Genomic DNA, 26,067 nt, shown 5'->3' with positions numbered 1-26,067 from the left:
GGGCCGCAGAAGTGCCCGCCCGCCAGCGCTTTTTTCGTTACTCAGCCGTAAAATTGGATTGTCCGCAATCAGTGGTTGGAGGCAGAAAAATGACTACCGCATCCCCACATGCACACGGCGTTCACTTTGGACGTACGGATGTCCAGAACGTCGGCATGGGTGTAGGTATTGTCCTGATGTTGGTGGGTGTCCTGGGGTTCATCCCGGGCATTACCCAGCAGTACAGCGAACTGAGGTTCCTTGGGCCTGATTCGCACGCCATGTTCCTTGGCCTGTTCCAGGTCTCCATGCTGCTGAACATTGTGCAGCTGGTCATCGGTGCAACAGGCTGGGCAATGTCCCGCAGTGGAATGGGCGCCCGGAACTTCCTCATGGGCTTTGGTGCGCTGTACATCGTCCTCAGCATCTTCGGGCTCAGTGTCGGAGTGGATTCGGCGGCCAATTTCCTGTCGCTGAACACGCTGGATAACTGGACCCACATGGTGCTGGGCGTGCTGATGATTGGCGCCGGCTGGATCCTTTCTAGGCATCTGGCCGAGGACCGCAGGTAACCCGGATCGCGTAGCCGGGACATAAGGAGCCGCTAATGAGGAACGCTTCATAGCAATCTGAATGTTTTAACCACCGGTTGGTGCAGTTGCCCTGCGTAGTCGCAGGCGGCTGCACCAGCTTTTTGTCTGGAGGGGCCTCCGCGAAATCCGCACTCCTGTGAAGATTTTCAATTTAATGAGGCCCAACCCGTTGACTCGCTAAAAATCTTCACTATAGTTGTGTGAGTCAGGTCACTCAATGAAGGAAACCCAATGACCACCGAGACGACGAATGGTGCCCCGCCCGCCACAAGCGCGCTGCTGGCTACTGTCGGTAACAAGGTCCGCGCCATGCGCAAGGAAAAAGGCATGACCCTCGCGGCCCTCTCGGAGATCACCGGCCTCAGCCAGGCCATTGTCAGCCAGATCGAGCGCGGCATGGCCAACCCTTCCTTCACCACCCTGGCGCAACTGGCCCACGGCCTTGATATCCCGGTGGGGAAATTCTTCATCGGCCAGGAAGCCTCGAAATCCCCCGTGGTCCGCAAATCCGAGCGGCGCAATCTCAAGGGCGTCACCCGCGAGTCCGTCGGCGAGGCAGTGCATGAACTGCTTACGCCGGGCCTCAACGGCGGCATCGAAGCCCAGTGGATCATGACACCGCCCGGCCATGACACCAGCTCCAATCCCTTCAGCCACAGCGGCGAGGAGTTCTGCTACATCGTCTCGGGCCGGAAGGACGTCTACCTTGACGGCGTCTGCCACAGCCTGGGCGAGGGCGATTCGATTACCTATTCCTCGGAAATCCCGCACTGGTACAAGAACAGCTACGAAGAGGTATGCGTAGCGATCTGGGTTAACGCACCGCACGCGTGGTAAATCCGCCGACCCCAACCGGCCTTTACCGTTTTTCCCCACTGTCCGGGCCATAACCGTGCCCGCCGACAGTCCTTGCATCCTTCGCATCTTCCGTCCTGCTCCCGGGACGTTGATGCGTCATACCCTCCCACGCCCTTGCCGGCGTCAGCGTAAGGACACTTCCATGCTCGATACACAAACGACGGACCCCCAGGGGACGGACAACGCTGTCACGTCCCCAGGCACCAAGCACTCATCCCCCGCCCGCTCCCGCTCATCCGAGAAGTTCACCCCCGAGGTCCGCAAGGGACTGCTGGGCCTGGGCCTCGGCAACGCCCTCGAATGGTACGACTGGATGGTCTTCGGCCTCCTCTCAGCCTTCATCGGCCCCAACTTCTTCCCCAACACCGATCCGCTCTCCGCCACGCTGAACGCCCTGGCCGTGTTCGCCGTCGGCTTTGCCTTCCGTCCGCTGGGCGGCGTCCTCCTGGGCACGCTCGCAGACCGCGTCGGCCGCCGCCGCATCATGCTCCTCTCCATCATGCTCATGGCCGGCACCACGCTGATCATCGCCGTCACGCCGAGCTACCAGCAGATCGGCGCCTGGGCCGGCATCATCCTGCTCGTGTGCCGCATCCTGCAGGGCATCTCCACCGGCATCGAGGCCCCGCTGTCCACCTCCCATGCCGTTGAACTGGTGCCGGCGGGCCGCGAAGGCTACGTGGCCGGCATCATGTCCTTCTACGTGAACATCGGCATCCTGCTGGCCTCACTGGTCAGCTTCCTCTGCAGCCTCACCCTGGGCGCAGCCGTCATGGGCGAATGGGGCTGGCGCGTGCCCTTCATCATCGGCGCACTGTTCGGCTTCGTGGTCCTGTACCTCCGCCGCGCCCTGCCGGAAACCATGAAGCCCGAGGAAATGGTCACCAACACCCCGAAGGCCGTGTGGACCGGAGTCCGAAAGCACTGGCTGTCCGTGCTGGCCATCATCTTCGTGGTGGGCGCCGCCCAGGCCTACAACTACGCCTGGAACGTTGGCCTTCCCAGTGCAGCGCGCAGCGGGTTCAAGGAAGATCCCACCGCCGTGTTCGCCCTCACCACCGTCCTCGGCGTCATCCTGGTGGCGGGCAGCTGGATCATCGGCAAACTCGCCGACGGCAGGTCCATGTCCCGCTGGTTCCTCATTACCCGCATCCTGGCCATCCCCTCCGTTTTCCTCATGCTGATGTACGTCCAGCCCGGAATCGGCGGCTTCGCGGCAGTCCTCCTCGGCGGTTCCCTGGTCCTGGTCCTGAACATGACCCTGTACAACGTGGTCAGCACATCCCTGATGCCCAAGAACTGCCGCGGCACGGGCGTGGCGCTTGGCTACGGAATCGGCGTCGCCCTGTTCGGCGGCACCGCCTCCTACCTGCTCGTCTGGCTCCAGTCCGTGAACCTCAGCTGGGTCTTCCCCGTATACGTGGCTGTCCTGTCCATCCTCAGCATCGTCTTCTACCTCGCCGCCCGCCGCACCAACGGCCTCTTCGTCGGAAACTAAGGAACCTCCCCCATGAACACACTTCACCCGGCCGGCTTTGCCGCGCCCGAAAACACCTTCTCCGGCTCCCTGGAGCTCGCCAGCACGACGGCGGAGCTCACCGCCCCGGTCATCTCCCGTTCCAACGTCCTGGTAGTGGGCGGCGGCCCCGCGGGTGTGACCGCCGCCGTCACCGCCGCCCGGTCCGGCGCCAAGGTCACACTGCTGGAACGCTACTCATCCCTGGGCGGACTCGCCTCCGGCGGTATGGTCCTGGTGCTGGACGACATGATCAACGGCCAGGAAATCACCGTCACCGGCATCGTCTCCGAATACGTCGAACGGCTGCAGAAGCTGGGCCTGGCGATCGTCCCGCCGGCCGATGACCGCAAGACCTCCGAGGAACTCTGGAACAAGTGGGGCCGCTATGGCACCTTCGACTTCCACTCCCACACCACGCCCAAGCCCATCTGCTACGCCGCCGCGTTCGACCCGGACGGCTGGAAGCGCGTCTCCAACGACCTGGTCCGCGAGGCCGGCGTGGACCTGCGCCTGCACTCCTGGTTCTCCCGCCCCATCGTGGACAACGGCGTGATCAAGGGCGTGATCTGCGAGACCAAACAGGGCCCGCAGGCGTTTATGGCGGACGTGGTCATCGACACCACCGGCGACATCGACGTCGCCTCCCGGGCCGGCGCCAGCTACGCCAAGGACAACTACATCACCACCCTCGTCTTCCGGCTGGGCAATGTGGACACCAACGCCGCCGAAGCCTTCGAGCAGGCCAGCCCCAAGGAGGCCCGCGCCATCAACCGCAGGATCAAGCGCCTCCTCGGCGGCGCCTGGGAACTGTGGTGGCTCAAGACCCCCATCGACGGCGTGGTCTGGTGCAACGCCCCGCACATGTCCGGTTTCGACGGCACGGACCCGGCGGACATGACTGCCGCCGAGTTCGCCGCCCGCGACCGGATCTCCGAGGCCGTGGACTACGTCCGCGCCAACCTCCCCGGCTTCGAAAACTGCTACATGCTGGACGTTGCCTCGCAGATGGGCGTTCGCCAGACCCGCCTGCTGCAGGGCGAGTACGTCATGACCAAGGACGACGTCACGCAGCGCCGGCACTTCGCCGATACCGTGGCCCGCGGCCGCGACTACTACTACCCGTACCGCTCCCTGCTGCCCAAGGAAGTGGACCAGCTGCTGGTGGCCGGCCGCCACTACTCCGCCACCCCGGAAGCGCAGAAGATGTCGCGCGAGATCCCGCCCTGCATGGCCATGGGCCAGGCCGTGGGCGTCGCAGCAGCCCTCGCCGTCGAGAACGGCCTCCTGGTCCGCGACGTCTCCGCGCTGGACATCCAGCAGGGGATGCGCCGGCACGGCGCCGACCCTGGCGACGTCCCGTCGTCGAACGCCACCGTCGACGCCGATGCGGCGGTGCCGGCATGAGCACCGCTGTTGACGAACTCGTAGAACGCACGACGGCGGCGCCCGCCGCCGACGCCCGGCCCGCCGCCGGGGAAGCGGCCACCCCGCTGCCCCTGGCCGGCATCAAGATCGTGGACTTCACCCAGGTTTTCATGGGGCCGTCCTGCACCCAGTTGCTGGGCGACTATGGCGCGGACATCATCAAGGTGGAGCGCCCGGGCGCCGGGGACATCTCGCGGAATTCGTTCCCGGACAAAGACGGCCAGGACAACCCGATCTTCCTGTCCATCAACCGGAACAAGCGCAGTGTCTCCATCGATACGCGCACCGAGGAAGGCCGGAACGTCCTGCACGCCATCATGGCGGACGCGGACGTGGTGGTCAGCAACTTCCGCTCCGGCGTGATGGAACGGATGGGCTTCGGCTACGAGGAACTCAAGGCGGAGAACCCCGGCATCATCTGGGCCTCCGGCACCGGCTTCGGTCCCGCGGGACCGTACTCGCACAAGGGCGGCCAGGACGCGATCGCCCAGGCCTACTCCGGCGTGATGTGGCGGCGGGAATCGGGCGACCAGAAGCCGTCCATCTACCCCACCACGCTGTGCGACTACATCACCGGCATGCACCTCATGCAGGGCATCCTCCTGGCCCTGCGCACCCGCGAAACCTCCGGCGTCGGCCAGAAGGTGGAGGTGACCATGTACGACTCCATGCTGCACCTGCAGATGCAGGAGGCCTGCATGCAGCTCAACCGCGGCTACGAGGTCAACTGGGGCGCCATGCCGCTGAGCGGCGTGTTTGAAACAACCGACGGCGCCGTCTGCATGGTGGGCGGCTTCACCCCGGATCCGCTGGCCCGCATCTCGGAAGCACTTGGCCTGGACGAGGACCTCACGCTGCGGCCCGAGTTCGCCAACCTGGAGCAGCAGTTCAAGCACAAGCCGGCGCTGCAGGCCATCTTCCGCGAGCGCATGGCCACCAACACCACCGAGTACTGGACCGGCCGGCTCGAGGACCAGGGGCTGCTCAACGCCCCGGTTCACACGCTGGAGCAGGCCTTGGCCGACGCCCAGACAGAGGCCAACGGCATGATCGTGGAAGCCGAACACCCCGGCGTGGGCACCGTGCGCATGCTCAACGCGCCCATCCGGCTCTCCGCCACCCCGCCCACCGTCCGGCGCGTGGCGCCGCGGCTGGGCGAGCACAACGTGGAGGTCCTGCTGGAGAACGGCTTCGACGAGGAAACCATCGAACGCCTGCAGCAGCTGGGGGTGCTCCGGTGACGGCTGTTTCGGAGGCCCCCGCGACCCTCGCAGCCTCGAACACAGTGGATCAGGTCACCCTGACGATCGAAAACCACGTGGCCACTGTGGTCATCGACCGGCAGCACGTCCTCAACGCCGTCGACGGCACCGCCCAGGCCCGGCTCAACGAGATCTGGGAGCAGCTGGAGCAGGACCCCTCCGTGCGCGCGGTGGTCATCACCGGCGCCGGCACCCGGGCGTTCTGCGTCGGGGCGGACATGTCCTCCTCTGCGGTGGACAAGACGGGCCTCGAGTACTGGGCCGGCCTGGACCCGAATGGCTTCGGCGGCCTGAGCCTGCGCACGACGCTGGACATCCCGGTGATCGCCCGGGTCAACGGCTATGCGCTTGGCGGCGGCATGGAGATAGTGCTCGGCGCGGACATTGTGGTCGCAGTGGAGAGCGCCAAGTTCGGGCTGACGGAACCTCGGGTGGGACGTCTGGCGCTCGACGGCGGCATCCACCAGCTGGTGCGCCGCATCCCCCACACCCAGGCGATGGGCATGCTGCTCACCGGACGGAAGGCGGACGCCGCGGAGATGCAGTCCATGGGCCTGGTCAACGAGGTGGTCCCGGCAGAAGAGCTCGACGCCGCCGTGCAGCGCTGGGTGGACCAGATCCTGGCCTGCGCACCCACCTCGGTCCGCGCCGTGAAGCAGATGGTCACGCAGACCGGCCACCTGACGGCCCAGGAAGCCCGCGGCCTGCGGCTGCCGGCCCTGATGGCCGCGCTGGACAGCGAGGACTCGGCAGAAGGCGTCCGCGCCTTCCAGGAAAAGCGGCCGCCGGTGTGGCCGGGCCGCTGATGATGCAGGAACAACCAGTGAAGGAGAATCCGATGCGGGAGTCACTGACACCCGGCGTCTGGGGCGTGGTGGCAACACCGTTCCAGGGCAGCACCCTGGACGTCGACCTGGACAGCCTGTCCGAACTTGTGGAGCACTACGAAGCCATCGGCGCCACAGGCCTGACCGTACTCGGCGTGTTCGGCGAGGCCGCGGCCCTGACCGCCGAGGAACGCCGCCAGGTCCTCGAAATCGCCGTCGAATGCACGGACCTCCCCCTGGTGGTGGGCATCACGGCACTGGCCACCCGGCCCGCCATCGACGAAATCACGGCAGCGCAGGCAGTTGCCGGCCAGCGTTTGGCGGCCGTGATGGTGCAGGCCAACTCGGCCCGGCCGGAGGTGGTCATCGCGCACCTGGACGCCATCCACCGTGCCACCGGCGCCAACGTGGTCCTGCAGGACTATCCAATGGCCAGCGGCGTGAACATCACCACTGCGGCGCTCATTTCCGTGGTGACGTGGTGCAGCTTCGTGGTGGCAGTGAAGGCCGAGGCGCCGCCCACGAGCGCGGCCATTGCGGAGCTGACGGCCGCCGTCGACATTTCCGTCTTCGGCGGCCTCGGCGGGCAGGGGCTGCTGGACGAACTCATGGCCGGCGCAGCGGGCGCCATGACCGGGTTCTCCTACCCGGAGGCCCTGATCGCCTGTGTCCGGGCCTGGCAGCGCGACGGCTACGAGGCAGCACGCGACCAGCTCCTGCCGTACCTGCCCTTGGTCAACTTCGAGCAACAGGCCCGAATCGCGCTCGCGGTCCGCAAGGAATGCCTCCGGAAGCGCGGGCTCATCAAGGAATCCGGCGTCCGGTCCCCCGCCGCGGCGTTTCCCGAGAACCTGCGCTACAGCATGCTCACGCACCTGCGCGAGGCTGCTGCGGCGCTGGAATCGGCCAAGGATTCCATTGCTGCCCAAGCCCACGCAACACACCACCACACCTCTGTAGGGAGTTTCTGATGGACCTAGGAATCGCCGGCAAAACCGCACTCGTGGCCGCCTCCACCGGCGGCCTCGGCCTGGCAGTGGCCCGTGCCTTGTCCGCTGAGGGCGTGCGCGTGGCCGTCACCGGCCGCCGCCGCGACCGGGCGAAGGAGATCGCCGCGGACCTGCACACCGCATACGGAACAGGCGCCATCGCCATCGAGGCGGACCTGACCACACCGGAAGGCATCGAGTCCGCCGTCGAGCAGACCGTGGCGGACCTCGGCCCCGTCGACATCCTGGTGCTGAACGGTCCCGGCCCCAAACCCGGCGCCGCGGCAACGCTCAGCTCCGAGGACATCGCCGCGGCCTTCGAACTTCTCGTCAAGCCGCACCACGCCCTCATCTCCCAGGTGCTGCCGGGCATGCGGAAACGGCGCTGGGGCCGCATCCTCGCAGTCGGCTCCAGCGGGGTGGCGGCACCGCTGCCCAACCTGGCCGTCTCCAACACCGGGCGGGCCGCACTGGCAGGCTACCTCAAGACCCTCGCGGCCGAAGTTGCCCTGGATTCGGTGACCGTCAACATGCTGCTGCCCGGCCGCATCGCCACGGACCGCGTGGCCGAACTGGACCAGGCCGCCGCCAAACGACGCGGCACCACCGTCGAGGAAATCCAGCTGGAGTCCCGCAAGACCATTCCCGCCCGCCGCTACGGCGAACCGGAGGAGTTCGGCGCCGCAGCCGCCTTCCTCTGCAGCGCGCCGGCGTCGTACGTCACCGGCGTCGCGCTCCGCTGCGACGGCGGCCTGATCCGCAGCCTCTAGCTCCCCTCCCACTTCCCGAAGGAAACCCCATGACTTCCACCGCCACCCATGCCTCCACCACAACGGATCTCGAGCTCATCACCGCCCGGCACCTCATCAACGGCGAATGGCTCGGCGAGGCCGACACCGAACGAACGAATCCCGCCCGCCCCGGCGAAGTCGCGGCCCTCTCCCCCAGTGGCACCGCCGCGGACGTCGACGCCGCCATCACCGCCGCCGCAGCAGCGCAGCCCGGCTGGGCAGCCCTGCCCGCACCGTCCCGCGGCGCCATCCTCATCACCGCCGGCAACCTGCTGATCGAGCGCCAGACAGTCATCGCCGAGGACCTGGTCCGGGAAGAAGGCAAGACCCTCGCCGAGGCCAAGGGCGAGGTCAAGCGCGCCTCCGACGTGCTGCGCTTCTTCGGCTCCCTCGGCTGGGCGGCCACCGGCGAGGTGTTGCCCAGCGGCCTGCCGGACACCACCATCACCACCCGCCGTGAGCCGCTCGGCGTCGTCGGGCTCATCACCCCGTGGAACTTCCCCATCGCCATTCCGGCGTGGAAGGCCGCCCCGGCGCTGATCAGCGGCAACGCCGTAGTCATCAAGCCGGCCGAGCTCACCCCGCTCTCCGCCACCCACCTGGCCCGCGCGCTGCAGGATGCCGGGCTCCCCGCGGGCGTGTTCAACGTGGTACACGGCAAGGGCCGCGTGGTGGGTGACGCCTTGGCCCGCGATCCGCGCATCGCCGGTCTGTCCTTCACGGGGTCCACCAACGTGGGGCTGGGCCTGCAGGAGATCCTGAACGCACGGCGCGCCCGCGTGCAGCTGGAGATGGGCGGCAAGAACGGCGTCCTGGTCCTGGACGACGCCGATGCCCGCAAAGCCGCCCGGGTGGTGGCCGCCGGCGCGTTCGGGCTTACCGGCCAGGCCTGCACCGCCACGTCCCGCGTCTACGTCACTCCGGGCATCCGCTCCGCATTCCTCAGGGCGCTGACTGAGGAAGCTGCGGCCTACACACCCGGTGACGGCATGGACTCACCGATGGGAGCTGTGGTGAGCAGCCAGCAGTTCGGGCAGAACACCGCGGCGGTGCGTTCCGCCGTCGAACGGGGCGCCACGCTGCTCTCCGGCACCGGAATCCTGGACGAAACGTACGACGGCGACGCGGACCGTCCGCTGTTCTTCCCCGCGGCCGTGCTCACGGACCTGCCGTTCGACGACGCCGCCGTGACGGAAGAGATCTTCGGGCCGGTGGTGGCTGTGCTCGAGGTCCCCGACTATGAGGCCGGGCTCGCCGCGATCAACGATTCCCGCTACGGCCTCACTGCCGGCATTTGCACGGATTCGCTGGCACGCGCCACGGACTTCGCCGCACGGGCCCAGGCCGGCGTGGTCAAGGTCAACAGGCCGACGGCGGGACTGGACCTGAACGTGCCGTTCGGCGGCGTGAAGGACTCCTCCACGAACACCTTCCGCGAGCAGGGGAAGTCCGCGCTGGACTTCTTCACCTGGGGCAAGACCGTCTACACGGGTGTGTAGCGCGCCGTGACATACGTGATCGCGCAGCCGTGCGTGGACGTGAAGGACAAGGCCTGCATCGAGGAATGCCCGGTGGACTGCATCTACGAGGGCGAACGCTCGCTGTACATCCACCCGTCAGAATGCGTGGACTGCGGCGCGTGCGATCCGGTGTGCCCGGTGGAGGCGATCTACTACTTGGACGATGTTCCCGACGAGTGGGCCGACTACATCCGGGCCAATGTGGAGTTCTTCGAGGAGCTGGGGTCGCCGCAGGGGGCCTCCGCGCTGGGCAACCTGGGCCGCGACCACCCCGTGGTGGCGGCCCAGCCGGTGACCGAGCCCGCCCGCTAAGTCAGCGCGAACGGACAGTTAAGGCCCACAGCCCCAGCGCGAACGGACAGTTGAGGCCCACAGCCCCAGCGCGAACGGACAGTTAAGGCCCCGCCGTTTGGGGCCTCAACTGTCCGTTCGCGCATAAGCCGCAGTCACCTCACCCCGCGGACCAGACCTGCCGGAATTTGCCGCTGCGGTCGGGCCGGGGCAGCTCATCCGTGTGCTCGATCGCGACCGGCCCGGCGCCAAGCGCGGCGAAATAGCCCTCCAGCCGTTCCGTCACCGCCTGGCGCACCTCGGCCACGGCGGCATCCGGCCAGGCCTCGAGCCGCACTGTCAGGTTGCCGGGCCCCGTCCGGACGGCCTGAAACCTGCGCACGCCGGGGGTCTCCTCGATCACGGTGCCAAGTGCCAGCGGCAGGACGGTGACGATGCCGCCGTCAGGCGCCGCAAAGGAAAGCAGGTCCCCCTTGCGGCCGTCGATCGTCACGGCAGGAAACGGACTGCCGCACGGGCAGGGTTCTGCTGCGAGCGTTACCCGGTCTCCGAGGTCGTACCGGATCAGCGGCTGCACCCGGTTGGCCAGGTTGGTCACGAGCGCGGTATGGGAGGTGGTGCCGGCCGGAACCGGACGGTAGTCCGCGTCCACCGGTTCAAGGATGTACCAGTCCGTGTTGACGTGGAACGCCCCAAGCCGGCACTGGCTGGTCAGCGCGGGGACTTCCGATGACAGATAGCGTTCGGTGACCCGGCAGCTGAACGCCGCTTCGATGAAGGCACGTCCGGCCGCGGACAGGTTCTCACCGGAGCTGATCGCCAAGACGGGCCGGATCCGTAAACGCGCGGCGTCCTGCTCCGCCGCCAGCTGGATCATGGCGCTCGGATACCCGAAAAGCAACGTTGGCTTGAAGGTGTTGAGTTCAGCCACCAGCTCCGGGAGCGGCCTTAGCACCGAAAACACGCGGAGGCGGCGGGCAATGGCCGGGGCACGCCGTCGGGCGTTTTCGGTTAAGACAACGCCCGCGAAGTGCCCGCCACCCGCCACAAGGGCTGCCGCCCGCAGGCCGCGGCACAGAAAGTCCCGTACTTCCGAAGCTTTGACCAGGGTCCGGCGCTCCCGGACCCTCACCAACACGTTCACCACCACCCACGAGTAGCGGTCGTGGATCAGCACGGCCGGTTCCCCCGTGCTGCCGGACGTGGTCACCACCAGGTACCGACCGCGGAAGAGGGTCCCCAGCTGCGACAGGTCGGAGAGCATCTCCGACTTCAGCTTGGCCAGCGTGATGTGCGGGTCCGTCACCCAGTCGTCGAAGTTCGCCATCAGGTCCCGTTTGCCCACAGGGGGAAGCTGCCGCGGATCCGTAACCTTCTCCGGCACGTCCCTGTACAGGCGCCGGTAGTAGGGCGAGGCGGAGCGGGCAAACTCCACGAGCTCCGCAAGGCGTGCCTGCTGCAGGCAGCGGATCGCCTCCGGGCCTCCGCGCTCAGCCCGCCAGGTTCGCCACGCGGCTCCGAATGTCCGTCCGGCCAGGCCAAGCATCGCGCATCTCCCCTCCGGATCAAACCGCTGCCACATGCCCAACCATTCCACCGCGGCGGGGACCGCAACAGGGGCTTTCTTCCCCCTGCCTCCGAATTGCTGGACTTCCCGCCGGGGTCCAACCAGACTGTCTACAACAGCTGGCCCGGCAGGCCGGAATTACGTGCATTTAACCGGCAGCTGGCATTTATCGGGGCTTTACCGCGATACCCGTTCCATAACCGTGAAAGGACGTGGGTCATGCCGGACTTGTCAGCATTCTTCCCGCTCATTGCCGCCCTCATCGGGGCGATTGTGGTCATTGGCTTTATCTGGGTGGCAATAAAACTGATGTGGAAGGTTGCTGAGCCAAACGAGGCCCTCATCATCTCCGGCCTGACCCGCGGAACCTTGGAAACACGGGCCGGAATGGACTTCAAGATCGTCACCGGCAAGGGGGCGCTGGTATTTCCCGGGCTGCAGACCGTGCGGACGTTGTCCCTCACCCTGAATGAAACCGAGCTCAAAGTTTCCTGTGTTACCTCGCAGGGCATCCAGGTCATTGTGGAAGGTGTGGTGATTTACAAAATCGGCGATGCCCCGCCCTTCATTGCAAATGCGGCCCGGCGCTTCCTGGGTCAGCAGCCCAAAATGGAAAGCCAGGTGTACAACGTCTTTGAAGGACACCTGAGGTCCATTATCGGCAGTATGACGGTGGAGGAAATCATCCGCGAACGGGACAAGCTCGGGTCCCAGGTCCGCAGCGCCAGCGGCGTGGAAATGGAGAAGCTGGGCCTGGTGGTGGATTCTCTCCAGATCAAGGACCTGCAGGATCCCACCGGGTACATCCAGAACATCGCCAAACCGCACATTGCCCAGGTGAAGATGGAAGCCCGCATTGCCGAGGCGACGAGGAACCGCGAGGCGGCAGAAAAGGAAGCGGAGGCCGCGGCACTCATCGCCGACGCCCAGAGCGTCTCCGCGATCAGGCAGTCGGTGGCGCAGGCAAACGCCGAACGGGCCAAGGCGAACGCCGCCCAGGCCGGTCCGCTGGCTGACGCGACGGCCCGCCAACAGGTGGTGGTCCAGGAAACCGAAGTGGCCAAGCTTGAGGCGGACCGCGAGGAGCAGAAGCTCCAGACCACCATCCGCAAGCCCGCCGACGCCAAGGCCTATGCCAAGCGCACGGACGCCGAAGGCCAGAAGGCGGCCGACATCAGCGCGGCCGAAGCCCTGGCCCGCCGCACCGAACTCGAAGCCCAGGTGAACGCCCGCCGGACCGAACTCCAGGCCCAGGCAAATGCCACGGCAGCCGCAGCCGCGGCCGGCGCCACGAAGGTCACCGGCGAGGCGGAGGCTGCAGCCACCAGGGCACGCGGCGAGGCTGCCGCCTCGGCCATCAAGGCGAAGGCACTGGCTGAGGCGGATGGCATCAAGGCCCGTGCGGAAGCCCTCGGGACCAACCAGGACGCGGTCATTTCGCAGCAACTGGCCGAGAACATGCCGGCGATCATCGCGGCAGCAGCGGAGCCGTTCTCGCATGTGGGACAGATGACGGTGCTCAACGGCGGCGAAGGGGTCAACAAGATGCTCGGCGGCATCCTCGCCCAGGTGGGCGACTACCTGCCCGCCCTCTCCTCGGCGCTGAGAAACAGCCGGGAAGGCAAGCGCCCGGCCAAAGCCCCCGATGCCTGAGGACCCCGATGCGTAAAGACGTTGACCGCAGCCTCACCGGCAAGATCGGACGGGTGACCGGGCGCATCGGGCCTGGCACCATCGGCGAGGTCATGCTGCCGTACCTCGGCGGCACCATGGCGTTCCACGCCCATCCTTTCGACAAGGCCAGCGTGTTTGCGGTGGGCGAGGAAGTGCTGGTGATCTATTTTGATCCGCCGCAAACGGTCTATGTGGATGAACTCCCGGACGTCCTAAGGCACGACGGCGGGCGGTAGGCCGCGTTTTCAGGCATGCTTACGCGAGCGAGAGAACGAAGGACAGGACAAAACCGGCGGCGGTGCTGAGCGCTACGGCCGGACCGCCGTGCTCGAACGCCTCGGGCATCAGGGTGTCGGCCAGCGAGGCAATGACGGCACCGGCGGCGAACGCCAAGGGCAGCGAGATGGTTTTCGGGTCGCTGCCGGACAACGGCCCGGCGCCAATCACCACGGCAACCACCAGCAGGACGGCACACACCGACCACAGTCCCATGATGGCGCCCGCGGACTTGCCCTGGCTGCGCATCGACGAGGCTCCCACCAGCGCTTCAGGGAGGTTCGAGACGAAGATTGCGGCGAGCAGGGCCAGCCCTCCCGTGCCTTCACCCAGCGAAACGCCGAGGGCTATGTTCTCGGGAATGCCGTCCAGCGTGACCGCGGCGAGCAGCGCCATCCCGGCTGCACCCCGGGTGGATACCGGGCTGGAAGGGCGGTCGGCGGCGGCTGCGTCCGTGTCCAGCTTGGCGCTGCCCCTGAACTCATCGGCCGGCGTCGCCTGCGAACCGGGCTGCGCCCAGCGGTCGAGGAGCGCGCTCAACGCGGTGAACACGATGGCACCCACCATGAGGCCGACGGCGGCCAGGATGATCCCGCCGCGCTCGTAGGCATCCTCGAAAAGCTCGAAAGTCAAGGCTGTAATGAGCGCCCCTGCGGCGAAGGACAGGAAGATGGCCAGAAGGCGTTTGGGCAGTTCGAAGCGGGCACCGATAAACGCACCCAGCACCAGCGCGCTGGACGCCACAACCCCAAATATGAGCGACGCCGACACACCGTCAGTATAGGAGCGGGGCAGCGGCCTGCAACAGAGCTGCGGCCCCGCGCGCGGACGGCCGGGCGCTACCGGATCAGAACCGCCAGACGGAGTAGGGAACACTGGGCAGGTTCCCGGCCATCCACGGCCGGTCCGACGCCTCACGGGGAAGGGCTCCGCGCCCGTCGCGCACCACCACCACTACCGTTCCGATCACCCCCAGCAGGGTTACAACGGCAAGGAAAATCAGGACGACGACGATTGGCCCGGACATTTCTGGAGCACCTCTGATACCCATTTTACGGCGCCCTGGTCCGGCTGCCGAGGTCCAGGACCCGCTGTCCCCGCCTGGACGTGATGGCGCCTGTTCATCCGCGTTCCGCCCCGGCAAGCACGAAGGTCTGGACGGTCCGCCAGCGCGGGCGTATCCTGATTTTCCATTGCCACTGGGGGGTGATCTGGATGGGCGCAACACTGTGCGGTCGTTGCCGGACTGCCGTGCGCGCGTTCCTGCTCGCTGCCCTTGTGGCCGTTACCTGGCTTGTGCTGGCCGCCGGGCCCGCGAGCGCCGCGGCTGACAAACCGAACCCGCTGGGCACTGTCGCGCAGGCAGCTGATTCGCTGCTTCAAAAGACTGTCAACGAAACTGTCCCGCAAGTTGGCAGCATCGCTGACCCGGCAGTCCAGGACGCTCCCGTTCCGGTCGCCGCTGTGCCGCCGCTTGCCGGCACGGCGGCAACCGTCGCTGATGTCGTCGATGGCGTGACCACCGCGCCCGTGCTCGGCGGGACAGCCGGAGCTGTCACCGGCACGGTGGACGGCGCCGCCCCGCTGCTCACGGACACGATCACCGACACGGTCACGGACACGCCGCTCCTTGAAACCGTGACGGATGCGGTGACGGGCGCGGTCGACGGTGTCGTGTCCGTCGTGGATTCATTGGCACCGGTGCTGCCGGTAATCAGTGTTCCGACCGTTCCCGTACCTTCAATTCCGCAGCCGGAGATTCCGCGGCCGGAGGTTCCGGTGAAAGCGCCGGAGAAGGCACTCCCCGCGCGTCCATCGGCGACGGTAGCGCCGTCGTCGGGCGTTCACACCCAACCGGTGTCAGCTGCCCTGGGCGTGGAGGCGCCATTCTTCGCTGACACCGCCCGGCCCGCCGAGGTCACCGCCGCTCCGCAGCAGGCCAGCCGCCCGGTTTCGCCGCTGGAGTTCCTGGCCAATACCCAGGCCGTCCGGGCGCTGGCTGCAACCATCGGCTACGTTGTGTCCGCAGCCCCCGCACCGCAAAGCGAACCCGGAGCGGCGCTCACTTTCCCGGGCTTGCAGAACCAGACGGGACCGTCGTCGGCAGGAGCAGGCAGCGCCGGAGCCGAAGCGGGGGACGTCGACAGCTTCTGGAACCAGTTGCACGACGCCGGGCGCTTCCTGGTGCCGGACGCAGCGCTGGTCCTGACTGCCGGCCCGGCCTTTGATCCGGGGTCTTCCCCCGACTGAGCAGGTCATCTCTGCGCTTTTTCAGGCAGAGCACGGCCCCACCGACGCCGTCGGCGTACGGAATCAAACTCAGTCAGGAGAAAGTCATGTCCGTCAACACCCAGCTCTCCAGCGCCACCGCAATCGGCAACTGGCCCGACCCCATGAAAGCCCGCATCGGCAACTGGCCCGACCCCATGCAGGCCCGCATCGGCTGGTGGCCCGACGTCACGGGCCGCGCGGGTTCTGCAGCCGGCCGCTGACCCCAAGGCCGGTCCGGATGCTGTCCCTTGCCTCCCTGGGGGTGGCAAGGGGCGGCGTCCGGGCCCTTTGATCCGACACGCACCACACGGGCGACACGCGCCACACGCGGCGTTGGCCCCCGGTGGCGGACGCCGCCGTCGTCGTGCTTCACGGCAGCCCCGCTGTTAACCCAACCTTCCCTTGCCCGTCATGCCCGCTCCCCCTCGGCGCAACGCGCCGCCCGCACCGTGGAGGGGTGAGGATCGCAATTGTTGCTGAATCATTCCTGCCACTGATGAACGGGGTTACGCACTCCATCCTTCGGGTGCTTGAGCATCTGCAGGAGAGGGGCGATGACGTCATGGTGATCGCCCCGTCCACCCAGGACACAGAGGTCCTGGACGTGGTGCATGGCGCCTTCGTGCACCGGCTTCCGTCGGTGCCGCTGGCCGGGTACACGAACGTGCGGGTGGCGTTGGGCGGTGTGAACCGGGTCAAGAGAATCCTTGCCGATTACGCACCGGACGTTGTCCACCTCGCGTCCCCGTTCGTGCTCGGCTGGCGGGCGGTGCAGGCGGCACACCAGCTGGGCATTCCCACGGTGGCCATCTACCAGACCGAGGTCCCCAGCTACGCGGCGCGCTACGGCGTCCCGTTCATGGAGAACTGGGCCTGGAACCGGGTGGAGAACATCCACCTCCTGGCTTCCCGGACGCTGGTGCCGTCCACTTTCGCGCTGAACCAGTTGCGCGGCCGCGGCGTTCTGCGGGTGGACATGTGGCGGCGCGGTGTGGATACCGCGCGGTTTGCACCGGGAAAGCGCGACGACGGGTGGCGGGCATCCGTGGCGCCCAGCGGCGAGCGGATCATCGGCTATGTGGGCCGGCTGGCCGTTGAAAAGCAGGTGGAGGACCTCGCCGTACTGGCCGATGTGCCGGGCACGCGCCTGGTGATCGTCGGCGACGGCCCGCAGCGCGAGGCGCTGCAGGAAGCCCTGCCGAACGCGGTGTTTGCGGGGTTCCTGGGCGGTGAGGAACTGGCCAAGGCGGTGGCGTCCTTCGACCTGTTCGTGCATCCGGGCGAGTTTGAGACCTTCTGCCAGACCATCCAGGAGGCCATGGCATCAGGCGTGCCCGTGGTGGCCACAGGCCGCGGTGGCCCATTGGACCTGGTGGAGAATTCGCGCACGGGCTGGCTGTACAAGCCGGGCGACCTTTCCGGGCTGCGCGCCCACGTCATGGACCTGATGGGCGACGACGCCAAGCGCCGCGCGTTCGCCGCGGCGGCCCACGCGTCGGTGCAGGGGCGGACGTGGCCGGCGCTCAGCGCGGAGCTCGTGCGCCATTACCGGGCGGTGATCGCCGGCCATGCGGTGGTTGATCCCGTCGAAACCACAAGAGGAGCAACACTGTGAAGATTTCCGTGATCGGCTGCGGGTACCTTGGTGCCGTGCATGCAGCCACCCTTGCGTCCATGGGCCACACCGTGGTGGGCATCGACGTCGACGCCGCCAAAGTGGAACAGCTTGGCCGCGGGTTGGCGCCCTTCTTTGAACCCGGCCTGGACGAGCTCCTGCAGGACGGCCGGGCCACCGGACGCCTCTCGTTCTCCACGGATTTCGCGGCCGCGGCCGGCGCCCGGGTGCACTTCCTCTGCGTGGGTACCCCGCAGTCCAAGACGTCCGACGGCGCCGACCTCAGCTACCTGCTCACCGCCACCGAAAGCCTCCTTCCGCACTTGGACCGGCACTCCGCCGTCGTGGGTAAATCAACGGTCCCCGTGGGGACCGTTGAGATGCTTGAGGGCGTCCTGTCGGGGCGCCCGGATGTGCTGCTTGGCTGGAATCCGGAGTTCCTGCGGCAGGGCACGGCCGTCAAGGATTCGCTGGTGCCGGACCGTTTGGTTTACGGCGTACCGGGCGGCAAGGCAGCCGCACTCGATCCTGATACTGGTGCCGGCCGCGGCGTGACCGCGGCCTTGGACGCCGTCTACGAGCCGCTGCTGAGCGCCGGGATTCCGCGGCTGGCGTGCAACTTCGCCACGGCGGAACTGATCAAGTCGGCGTCGAACGCGTACCTGGCCACGAAGGTCAGCTTCATCAATGCGATGGCCGAGCTGTGCGATGCGTCCGGCGCGGACGTCACCGAACTGGGCGAGGCGATGGGGCTGGATCCGCGGATCGGCAGCCGGTACCTGCATGCCGGGCTGGGCTTCGGCGGCGGCTGCCTGCCCAAGGACATCCGCAGCTTCCGGACGCAGGCGGCGGCTCTCGATGTGGGATCGGTAGATGCCTGGATGGGCCTGGTGGACGGCATCAACCTCGGCCAGCGGTCCCGGACAGTGGAGATCGCCCGCGAACTCTGCGGCGGCAATCTTGCCGGCCGGACGGTGACGGTGCTGGGCGCGGCCTTCAAGCCGGACACGGATGACATCCGCGACTCCCCCGCACTGGATGTCGCCTTGCAGCTGGCAGCGGCAGGGGCACACGTGACCGTGACGGATCCGAAGGCGATCAACAACGCCTGGATGCGGTACCCGCAGCTGCGCTTCGAGGCGCGCACGGACCGGGCGCTCGAGGGCGCCGAACTGGTGATGCTGCTGACCGAATGGGACGAGTACCGCTCGCTGTCTCCGGCGGGTGCGGGCGCGCTCGTACGACGGCGGACGGTGCTGGACGCACGCAACGTGTTGGACGCCGCCACGTGGCAGGCTGACGGCTGGACGGTTCGCGGGCTGGGAACAGGGGCAGGCACTGTGGCTGTCCCCGCCGTCGGGCTGTAGCTGTTCTTTTCGGGTAGGAGCTACCGGAATCGCGGGCGAGGCCGGCACGTATTTTCACGCTGACTCTGGACCCTACTCGTAAGTATGCTTATCATGTTGCCTAGGAGACTCGCGGGTCCGCAGGCAGCGACGAGGCTGCCTGCGGGCACGCGGGGGGTTCACTAGCCGGCGCCGGCACGGCGGGCAGGTTTGGGGGCGAGGACAGGTGGAACAGGCGGCAGTCGTCAGTTACGCCGTCGGCTACATTGCGGCGCTCATCGTGGCTTTCTTGATCCTGCTGCCCGTGCTGATTCCGATCCTCCTGCTGCTGGTGGCGGCCGGGGTGTTGCAGCTCCTGGCGTTGGGAATACAGGCAGTGGCCACAGGTACCTACTGTTACAGCGCCGGGCTGATCCGCAGCTTGGTCCATGCAGTCAGAAAATCAAGGGACGGGCCTCGCACGCGCCATGGCGGCCGCCGCCTCCACTCGCATTGAGACCATGGCTTGATACCGTGGCACCGCCGGGCCGACTGACAGCGTGCATAACTCACATCGAGAGGAGCGAGCGTGATCGCAGTCCTGGTTATCGACATGCAGAACGCCTACTTTGAGGATCCTGCCCTCGGACGTCACCGCGACGAACTTGTCAGGGCCTGCAACGCGCTCATGAGTGCCGCCCGCCGCAGGAACGCCCGTGTCCTCTTGGTGAAGACGGAACACGAAAGGGACAAATCCACCTGGACCCTGAACATGCTTGACGACAACCAGGGCTTCATTTTCCGCGGCTCGGAGCAGGCGGCCTTCGTCCCGGGGCTCATCACGTCCGACCTGCCGCAACTGGTGAAGACCCGCGACAGCGCCTTTCTGGGTACCGACCTCTTGTGGCGCCTGCGCAACTGGGAGGCCAGCACCATCGTGCTTGCCGGCGTGTCCACGCACAACTGCGTGGCCCAGACCGCGGCGGATGCGTTCGGGCACAACTTTCGGGTGGTGTATGCGGCGGAGGCCATCGCCTCGGAGGATCAGGCGTCCGCGGACGCGCTCCTTTCCATCCTTTCCCGCGAGTACCGGCAGGAGAAACTCAGTCTGGCCCAAATAGAAGACCTCCTCGACAGGCGGCTGAAGCAATCCGAGGTTGCCATGTGACAAGCGCTTCTTCCCGGCGGCCTTTATGATGTGCGGAGGGGAGGACATTACATGAAGCAGGTACGGTCTCATTTTGTCTCTAGGGTGCTGTGATGGCGCTGCCGGGAAGCCAGGAACCGGGTGCGCTTGCGGTGCCCGATTACCAGGCCATCATCGATTCGCTGCCTGATGCCCTGTTCGTCGTCGGGGAATCCGGCACGATCACTTTCATGAATACCGCAGCGGAGCGGATGTTCGGCTATCCCCGGACCGAACTTGTGGGCCGGGATCACCGGACAATCCTCGCCGAGGGCTTCCGCGAGGGGTTCCAGCGGCTGTTCAACGGTCTGCGCCGCCACGGGGACACAGCAGACAGCCCTCCGTTTGAAGCCTACGGCCTCCGGCGCGACGGCTCCGAAATCCACGGCGAGGTGGCGTGCGCCTTGCTCCGTTCGGGAGCCGACGTGGCCATGACGGTGACGGTGCGCGCCACCCGCCCGCGGGAGGAGGCCGAGGACGGACTCCGCGAAGCCTTATCCCTGCTGAGCGCCACGCTCGAGTCGACGGCGGACGGCATCCTGGTGGTGGGTACGGACGGCCAGATCGCCGGTGTCAACGAGCAGTTCGTGTCCATGTGGGGCATCCCGCGCGGGCTGCTGACCACGCACGACGATGAAGCGGTGATTGACTTCGTGCTCGGGCTCCTGAAGGATCCCGGAAACTTCCTGGCCAAGGTCCACGAGCTCTACGCCAACCCGCTGGCGGAGAGCAATGACATTCTGGAATTCCTCGACGGCCGGACCTTCGAACGATACTCGCGCCCCCAGAAGGTGGCGGACAAGGTGGTGGGCCGGGTCTGGAGCTTCCGTGACGTCACCCCGCGCCTGGCAGCCCAGGACCAGGCGAAACGGGCCATGGCCGATCTTGCCGAGCAGGCGGCACAGCTGAAGGCCCTGGCGTTCCAGGACCCCCTGACCGGGCTGGCGAACCGGAAGCTGTTCCATGACCAGTTGGCGGAGTCGCTGCGCGTCGACTTCGACTCCAGCGTCGACGTCCTGCTTCTTGACCTGGATGATTTCAAGGAAGTCAACGACATCCTGGGCCATCATGCCGGGGACGAGATGCTCACGGAAGTAGCGCGCAGGCTGCGGTCCTGCGTCCGTCCCGACGACACGGTGGCCCGTCTGGGCGGCGATGAGTTCGCGGTGCTGCTGACGGCTTCCCCTCAACCCGATGCAGTGGCCGAATGCATCGTGTCATCGCTGAATGTGCCGATGTGGATCGACGGCACCATGCTCCGTCCCAGCCTCAGCCTGGGCCTGGCTTCCGCGGGCGAGGATCCGGTGGCGGGCTCCGAACTGCTGCGCCAGGCGGACGTCGCCATGTATGCCGCCAAGGCTGCGGGAAAGAACCGGTATATGCGGTTCGAGCCGAACATGATGACAGCCCTGGTGCAGCGGACGGACATGGAGGCCGGCCTCAGGCACGCTGTCGACGCCGGGCAAATCATGGTCCACTACCAGCCGGTGATTTCCCCAAAGCTTGGCGAAGTGGTTCAGTTCGAGGCCCTGGCCCGATGGAAGCGGGACGGGGAAATGGTGCCGCCCGGGCAGTTCATTCCGACGGCGGAGCGCAGCGGCCTGATCTCTGCCATCGGGCTGCAGGTCATGCGGCACAGTTTCACCGAGCTGCGCCCGTGGCTCGCCGCCGACGCAACGCGGTCAGTTGCCGTCAACGTTTCGGGAGTGCAGCTCAAGGACTGCACATTCGCCGAGAGTGTTTTGCGGCTCGCCGCCTCCTGCGCCACTGATCCGCGCCAGCTGGTGCTCGAAGTGACGGAGAGCGTCTTCTTTGATCCTGATGCGCACGTGATCCGGCAACTCGACCTGCTCCGCGACGCCGGTGTGCGTGTAGCGCTCGACGATTTCGGCACCGGATACTCCTCACTGGGGCGGCTGCAGGAACTACCCGTGGACGCGGTGAAGATCGACCGTTCCTTCGTCTCCATGGTGCGTACCGGAGCAGAGAAGCTGCCCATCCTGAACTCCATGATCAACATGGCACACAATCTGGGCCTGACGGTGACGGCAGAGGGAATCGAGACCGCGGCCCAGGCAACCTACCTGACCAACCTTAACTGCGACTCCCTGCAGGGTTATCTGTTCTCCCACCCGGAACCTGAATCCGGGCTGGAGATCGCACTGTTGCGCTCAGCGGATGCGATTGACGAGATCCACGGCGTTCGCCTCGAGGGCTGACCCAGTGCTTCGCTGCGGTCCCACAGTTGCTGCGCCAGCCCGGCGTCGTAGGCCTGCTTGTTGGCTTTGGCCAGTGCCCGTTTGGCATAGTACGCGCCGGAGACCCAGTCCTGCCCCGGTTCTGTGGTCGCGAGCCACACAAGGGTGTCTGATCCTTGCTCCGGGGTGAGCATGAACCGTTTGATGAACGTCTTGTAGGCGAACCGGAACCAGCTGGTCGACTCTGCCGCGAAGTTGGTGGCCACCCCGCCCGGGTGAAACGCGGCCGTGGAAATCCCGTCGGCGTTGAAGCGGTGGTGCAGCTCGGTGGTGAACAGGATGTTCTCCAGCTTGGCAGTGCCATAGGCCCGGTTGGTGGAGTACTTGCCGGCAGCATCGAGGTCATCGATATCAACGTGTCCGAATGCGTTCGCCGCGCTCGACGTGTTGATAACCGTCGCCTTGCTGGCCGTGAGAACGTCCAGCAGCTCGTTGGTCAGCAGGAACGGCGCCAGGTGGTTCACCTGGAAGGTCTTTTCGTGGCCGTCCACCGTCAGCTCGCGTTTGCCCATGATCCCGCCGGCGTTGTTCACCAGGACGTCGATCCGCGGGTACCTCGCCTTCAGCTGCGCGGCGAGCGTCCGCACCTGCGTCAGGTCCGCGAAGTCGCTGACAAAGTAGTCAGCACCGATCTCCTCCGCCACCGCCCGTGTTTTCTCGCCTGAACGCCCGACGACGGCCACCCGCTCCCCTGCCCTGGCCAGCGTCCGCGCGGCGGAAGCTCCGATGCCGTCACTTGCTCCGGTGATGACAATGGTTCGTTCAGCCATGAAGAGTCCTTTGCGCGGGTGCGATGAGCGGGCCTCGTGACGGGCCTACGGAACTCCAACGATGCCGGGACGTCCAGCGTTCCCTCTCCTGCGACGCTATCTCACTTCCTGTCGGGTATCCGCCGGACGCTCTCTCACTTCCTGCCGGGTATCCCCGGACGTTCTCTCAGTTCCTGCCGGGTTTCCCCGGACGTTCTCTCAGTTCCTGCCGGTGTTCGACGGCGGGCGGGCCGGGTGGGTTGTGCCGTGTGTCAATGGCCATTACGTTCTGCCCACGGGCGGTCAGTTGATGTGCCCGCTGGTGGCCAGTAAAACTGCCCGGTGATGGCCAACAGATCTGCCCACTGATTGGTTCGGCGGGGTTGGCCATTCTTGGGGTGGTTAGTTCAGTTGGGTGACTCCTTTTCCGGCGAGGGCCTGGGTGAGGCGGACGGAATCGCCGCTGGTCTGGCAGACGTGAGCATGGTGCAGCAGCCGGTCAACGGTCGCTGTCGCGAGAGTTTTGGGCATGAGCTCATCGAACCCGGCCGGGTGAAGGTTGGAGCTGATCGCGACGGACCGCTTTTCATAGGCTGCGTCGACGACCCGGTAGAGCCCTTCGGCGGCGTCGGTGGCCACCGGTAAGAGGCCGATGTCATCGATGACCACGAGCTCCGCGCGGAGGATCCGGGTCACGGCGCGGGTGACGCTGTCATCGGTGCGGTGCGCCCGGATCAGGACGCCGAGGTCTTCGAGCCGAAACCAGGCCACGCGCATCCCGGCTTCGACGGCCTGCTGTCCAAGGGCTTCGAGGAAGAAGGTCTTCCCAGTGCCGGAGGGCCCGCAGAGGACCAGGTTCTCCCTGCGGGTGATCCATTCCAGGGTCCGAAGCGCCTGCTGTGTCGGTGCCGGGATAGAGGACGCTGCCGGGTCCCAGGCGTCGAAGGTTTTCCCGGTCGGGAAGCCAGCGGCCTTGCGGCGGGAGGCGAGCATGGACCGGGCCCGTCCGGCGGCCTCTTCGGTGAAGAGGGCTTTGATGATCTCGACCGGTTCCCAGCGTTGCGCGCGGGCGGTCGCGATCAGGTCCGGTGCCAGCGCCCGCGCGTGGGGCATTTTCAGGGACCGCATCAGGGCCTCGAGGTCCGCCGGCAGCGGCGGGGCCGCGGTGTTGGTCGTGGTGACGGGACTCATCGGGCGTCCTCCGGCGTGGTGTTCAGGGCCGGGTTACCGATCGCGGCCCAGGCGCCAGTTCCCTGGGTCAGCGAAGTCAACTCGTTGGCGGCGTGCGTGGTGGTGCGGCGGATGTTGGCGTTTAGGATCGAGGCGAGGTCCGGGTGCGCGAAACGGCCATGCAGGGCGGCGTCGCCCAGCGCGCGGTCGACTTGGTCGGTGCCGGCGATTTTGGCCAGCGTGACGGCTTCGGCCATTTTCACGTTCATCCGCGCCGTCCCGGCCGCGGCAGCTTCCAGCAGCCAGGTCCGGGCACCTTCGCCGATGGCCAGGAACGCAGCCTCGTCCGCGCTGCGGGCCCTGACCTCATAATCGCCCGGGACCTTTGCCCTGGCTCCCGGAAAGTGGTCATCGTTGATGGCGGGGCTGCCGGGCCGCGCCCGACCGTGGCGGGCGACCTCGACGGGCCCGGCGGCGCCATGGTGGACGATGATGACCTGCTCGTCCGATCCGGTGCCGTGGGTGCGCACGAACACCCGGGACCCCAGCAAATGCGCGGGGACCGAGTACTGGGCGTTTTCGAACGTGACCATCGGGGTGTTTTCCGGGACCGTGCGGGCCAGCCCGAACGCAACCGTGTGGGCGGCATCCGGGATCCGGTGCAACCGCGGGGCTTCCTCGGCGAGCATCGCCGCGGGTTTGCGCCGCGTCACCCGGTGCTCACGGCTATTTACGTCCTCCATGAACGCCGCGCAGGCGGCCTCGAGTTCCGCGAAGGAGGCGTACTCGCCGCGGAGGTTGGTGTCCTTGGGCACGATGTCGGCCTTGGCGAGTTTCACCGACGCTTCAACCCCGCCCTTGGTGGCCGGGTCTGCCGGCTGGCAGGTCAGCACCGTGATCCCGTAGTGCCGGCCGAAGTCCAGGGTCTGCTGATTCCGGACCGGGACCCCGGCAACATGGGCCGTGGTCACCGTCTTTTCGTTATCGGTCAGCACATACGTCGGGGCCCCGCCCAGAATCCGGAAGCACCGGTCCAGGGCCGCGAAGACACTCGGCGCGGTCCGGTCCCTGAGCGGGATCACGATCCGGAAGCGGGAGAACGCCAGCCAGGCCACGAACAGGATCGTCTTCACCCCGCCGATCCTGGGCCCGTCGCCGAAGTCGTACTGCAGCCACATGCCCGGCTCGGTGATCCAGGGCCGGTGAACACGGGTATGGCCCAGCCGCCACGCTGCCTTCACCTGCGCGATCGCCCGTCGAGTGGACCGTTCCGAACCCTCGTAGCCCAGGGCGAGGAGCTTCTCGTGAGCCCTATCCGCCCGGATCCGGCCCTTGGAGGTCTCGATCCATTCCTCAATCTTGGGCAGGAACGCGTCCGTGACCCGGCCCCGGGCCGCCGGTTCCCCGATCGGCCGGCCCGCGTCCCTGGCCTGAACGTGTTTGGCAACGGTGTGGTGCGAGCAGCCCGTGAGCTCCGCGGTGGCGCGCAACGACCCGGTCAGATCGTAGGCAGCAAGAATTTCCATGATTTCTCCGTCAGACTTCATACAGGGCCTCTTCCTGGTTCGCTTTTGGTGCGCTTAGACACCGTCATCAAACCCCAGGGAGAGGCCCCCACCGCTTAAGACGCGGTCGGTTCAGTAAGGAAGTGGGCAGATCTCATGGCCACCGGCGGGCAGTTCTGCTGGCCGCCAGCGGGCACTCTCGTGGCCGCCTACGGGCAGTTTTTCATGGCCGCTAACAGCCGTGTTCCGGTCCGGGTGGGAGAGGGTCCCTGGAGTGGTGCGGGTACTGCGAGAGGGTCCCTGGAGTGGTGCGGGTACTGGGAGAGGGTCCCGGGATTCGTTGCAGGATGTGAGAGAGGGTCCCGGGATTCGTTGCAGGATGTGAGAGAGGGTCCCGGGAGCGGGTGTTAAATGGCT

25 protein-coding genes are annotated in these 26,067 nt (G+C 66.8%); 19 read left to right on the top strand and 6 right to left on the bottom strand.

Features of this window, described 5'->3' with window-relative positions; all coding sequences use genetic code 11:
- Positions 1-89: 89 nt before the first annotated feature.
- The 10 genes from RW112_RS15710 to fdxA all read left to right on the top strand — a co-directional run bounded on the left by RW112_RS15710 (position 90) and on the right by fdxA (position 10,075).
- On the top strand, positions 90-551 hold the full coding sequence (locus RW112_RS15710) for a DUF4383 domain-containing protein (protein ID WP_317782681.1): 462 nt from the start codon (positions 90-92) through the stop codon (positions 549-551).
- Between the two features lie 252 nt (positions 552-803).
- The gene (locus tag RW112_RS15705) at positions 804-1,409 is read left to right on the top strand and encodes an XRE family transcriptional regulator (RefSeq protein ID WP_317782680.1); all 606 of its coding nucleotides are present in this window, start codon (positions 804-806) and stop codon (positions 1,407-1,409) included.
- A gap of 163 nt (positions 1,410-1,572) precedes the next feature.
- Positions 1,573-2,928, top strand: a complete 1,356-nt coding sequence (locus RW112_RS15700; protein ID WP_317782679.1) for an MFS transporter — start codon at positions 1,573-1,575, stop codon at positions 2,926-2,928.
- Between the two features lie 12 nt (positions 2,929-2,940).
- The gene (locus tag RW112_RS15695; RefSeq protein WP_317782678.1) at positions 2,941-4,353 is read left to right on the top strand and encodes an FAD-dependent oxidoreductase; all 1,413 of its coding nucleotides are present in this window, start codon (positions 2,941-2,943) and stop codon (positions 4,351-4,353) included.
- Positions 4,350-5,615 carry a CaiB/BaiF CoA-transferase family protein gene (locus tag RW112_RS15690; protein WP_317782677.1) on the top strand — a complete coding sequence of 422 codons (1,266 nt, stop codon included), beginning with the start codon at positions 4,350-4,352 and terminating at the stop codon, positions 5,613-5,615. Before RW112_RS15695 ends, RW112_RS15690 begins: the two co-directional genes overlap by 4 nt.
- On the top strand, positions 5,612-6,442 hold the full coding sequence (locus RW112_RS15685; RefSeq protein WP_317782676.1) for an enoyl-CoA hydratase-related protein: 831 nt from the start codon (positions 5,612-5,614) through the stop codon (positions 6,440-6,442). The genes RW112_RS15690 and RW112_RS15685 overlap by 4 nt, the downstream gene beginning before the upstream one ends.
- Positions 6,443-6,474: 32 nt before the next feature.
- Positions 6,475-7,434, top strand: a complete 960-nt coding sequence (locus RW112_RS15680; protein WP_317782934.1) for a dihydrodipicolinate synthase family protein — start codon at positions 6,475-6,477, stop codon at positions 7,432-7,434.
- Positions 7,434-8,222 carry an SDR family oxidoreductase gene (locus RW112_RS15675; protein WP_317782675.1) on the top strand — a complete coding sequence of 263 codons (789 nt, stop codon included), beginning with the start codon at positions 7,434-7,436 and terminating at the stop codon, positions 8,220-8,222. The genes RW112_RS15680 and RW112_RS15675 overlap by 1 nt, the downstream gene beginning before the upstream one ends.
- Positions 8,223-8,251: 29 nt before the next feature.
- Positions 8,252-9,742 carry an aldehyde dehydrogenase family protein gene (locus RW112_RS15670; RefSeq protein WP_317782674.1) on the top strand — a complete coding sequence of 497 codons (1,491 nt, stop codon included), beginning with the start codon at positions 8,252-8,254 and terminating at the stop codon, positions 9,740-9,742.
- 6 nt (positions 9,743-9,748) lie between these two features.
- Positions 9,749-10,075: a ferredoxin gene (gene fdxA, locus RW112_RS15665; RefSeq protein WP_317782673.1), complete on the top strand. Its 327-nt coding sequence runs from the start codon at positions 9,749-9,751 to the stop codon at positions 10,073-10,075.
- Between the two features lie 139 nt (positions 10,076-10,214).
- Here fdxA and RW112_RS15660 read toward each other — a convergent pair whose 3' ends face one another.
- Positions 10,215-11,600 carry a phenylacetate--CoA ligase family protein gene (locus tag RW112_RS15660; RefSeq protein WP_317782672.1) on the bottom strand — a complete coding sequence of 462 codons (1,386 nt, stop codon included), beginning with the start codon at positions 11,598-11,600 and terminating at the stop codon, positions 10,215-10,217.
- Positions 11,601-11,840: 240 nt separating this feature from the next.
- Between RW112_RS15660 and RW112_RS15655 the strand changes: the two genes are divergently transcribed.
- Both RW112_RS15655 and RW112_RS15650 read left to right on the top strand, forming a co-directional pair.
- On the top strand, positions 11,841-13,274 hold the full coding sequence (locus RW112_RS15655) for a flotillin family protein (RefSeq protein WP_317782671.1): 1,434 nt from the start codon (positions 11,841-11,843) through the stop codon (positions 13,272-13,274).
- Positions 13,275-13,282: 8 nt separating this feature from the next.
- Positions 13,283-13,531: a hypothetical protein gene (locus tag RW112_RS15650; protein ID WP_317782670.1), complete on the top strand. Its 249-nt coding sequence runs from the start codon at positions 13,283-13,285 to the stop codon at positions 13,529-13,531.
- Positions 13,532-13,550: 19 nt separating this feature from the next.
- On the opposite strand, the gene RW112_RS15645 is transcribed toward RW112_RS15650, so the two are convergent.
- A complete protein-coding gene (locus RW112_RS15645) occupies positions 13,551-14,342 on the bottom strand; it encodes a zinc permease (protein ID WP_317782669.1) in 792 nt (263 codons plus the stop codon).
- Between the two features lie 76 nt (positions 14,343-14,418).
- Positions 14,419-14,598, bottom strand: a complete 180-nt coding sequence (locus tag RW112_RS15640; RefSeq protein ID WP_317782668.1) for a hypothetical protein — start codon at positions 14,596-14,598, stop codon at positions 14,419-14,421.
- A gap of 188 nt (positions 14,599-14,786) precedes the next feature.
- On the opposite strand from RW112_RS15640, the gene RW112_RS15635 reads away from it, so the two are divergent.
- From RW112_RS15635 to RW112_RS15605, 7 genes are all read left to right on the top strand, one after another.
- Entirely contained in the window at positions 14,787-15,821 is a 1,035-nt protein-coding gene (locus tag RW112_RS15635; protein WP_317782667.1) for a hypothetical protein, read from the top strand.
- An 86-nt stretch (positions 15,822-15,907) separates the two neighbouring features.
- A complete protein-coding gene (locus tag RW112_RS15630) occupies positions 15,908-16,063 on the top strand; it encodes a hypothetical protein (protein WP_317782666.1) in 156 nt (51 codons plus the stop codon).
- A 236-nt stretch (positions 16,064-16,299) separates the two neighbouring features.
- Positions 16,300-17,457, top strand: coding sequence for a glycosyltransferase family 1 protein (locus RW112_RS15625; RefSeq protein WP_317782665.1), 1,158 nt, complete (start codon positions 16,300-16,302; stop codon positions 17,455-17,457).
- On the top strand, positions 17,454-18,824 hold the full coding sequence (locus tag RW112_RS15620; protein ID WP_317782664.1) for a UDP-glucose/GDP-mannose dehydrogenase family protein: 1,371 nt from the start codon (positions 17,454-17,456) through the stop codon (positions 18,822-18,824). Before RW112_RS15625 ends, RW112_RS15620 begins: the two co-directional genes overlap by 4 nt.
- Positions 18,825-19,029: 205 nt before the next feature.
- Positions 19,030-19,299 carry a hypothetical protein gene (locus tag RW112_RS15615; protein WP_317782663.1) on the top strand — a complete coding sequence of 90 codons (270 nt, stop codon included), beginning with the start codon at positions 19,030-19,032 and terminating at the stop codon, positions 19,297-19,299.
- A gap of 72 nt (positions 19,300-19,371) precedes the next feature.
- Complete coding sequence (locus tag RW112_RS15610) at positions 19,372-19,950, top strand: isochorismatase family cysteine hydrolase (RefSeq protein ID WP_317782662.1); 579 nt, start codon at positions 19,372-19,374, stop codon at positions 19,948-19,950.
- Positions 19,951-20,042: 92 nt separating this feature from the next.
- A complete protein-coding gene (locus RW112_RS15605; protein ID WP_317782661.1) occupies positions 20,043-22,187 on the top strand; it encodes a putative bifunctional diguanylate cyclase/phosphodiesterase in 2,145 nt (714 codons plus the stop codon).
- Here the strand turns inward: RW112_RS15605 and RW112_RS15600 are convergent.
- From RW112_RS15600 to istA, 3 genes are all read right to left on the bottom strand, one after another.
- The gene (locus tag RW112_RS15600; protein ID WP_317782660.1) at positions 22,085-22,996 is read right to left on the bottom strand and encodes an SDR family NAD(P)-dependent oxidoreductase; all 912 of its coding nucleotides are present in this window, start codon (positions 22,994-22,996) and stop codon (positions 22,085-22,087) included. The genes RW112_RS15605 and RW112_RS15600 overlap by 103 nt on opposite strands.
- Positions 22,997-23,377: 381 nt before the next feature.
- The gene (gene istB, locus RW112_RS15595) at positions 23,378-24,166 is read right to left on the bottom strand and encodes an IS21-like element helper ATPase IstB (protein ID WP_317782659.1); all 789 of its coding nucleotides are present in this window, start codon (positions 24,164-24,166) and stop codon (positions 23,378-23,380) included.
- The gene (istA, locus tag RW112_RS15590) at positions 24,163-25,692 is read right to left on the bottom strand and encodes an IS21 family transposase (RefSeq protein ID WP_317782658.1); all 1,530 of its coding nucleotides are present in this window, start codon (positions 25,690-25,692) and stop codon (positions 24,163-24,165) included. The genes istB and istA overlap by 4 nt, the downstream gene beginning before the upstream one ends.
- Positions 25,693-26,067: the final 375 nt, after the last annotated feature.

Source organism: Arthrobacter sp. B10-11 (assembly GCF_033142195.1).
GTDB lineage: Bacteria > Actinomycetota > Actinomycetes > Actinomycetales > Micrococcaceae > Arthrobacter > Arthrobacter oryzae_C.
This window is presented reverse-complemented; position numbering and strand designations above follow the sequence as displayed.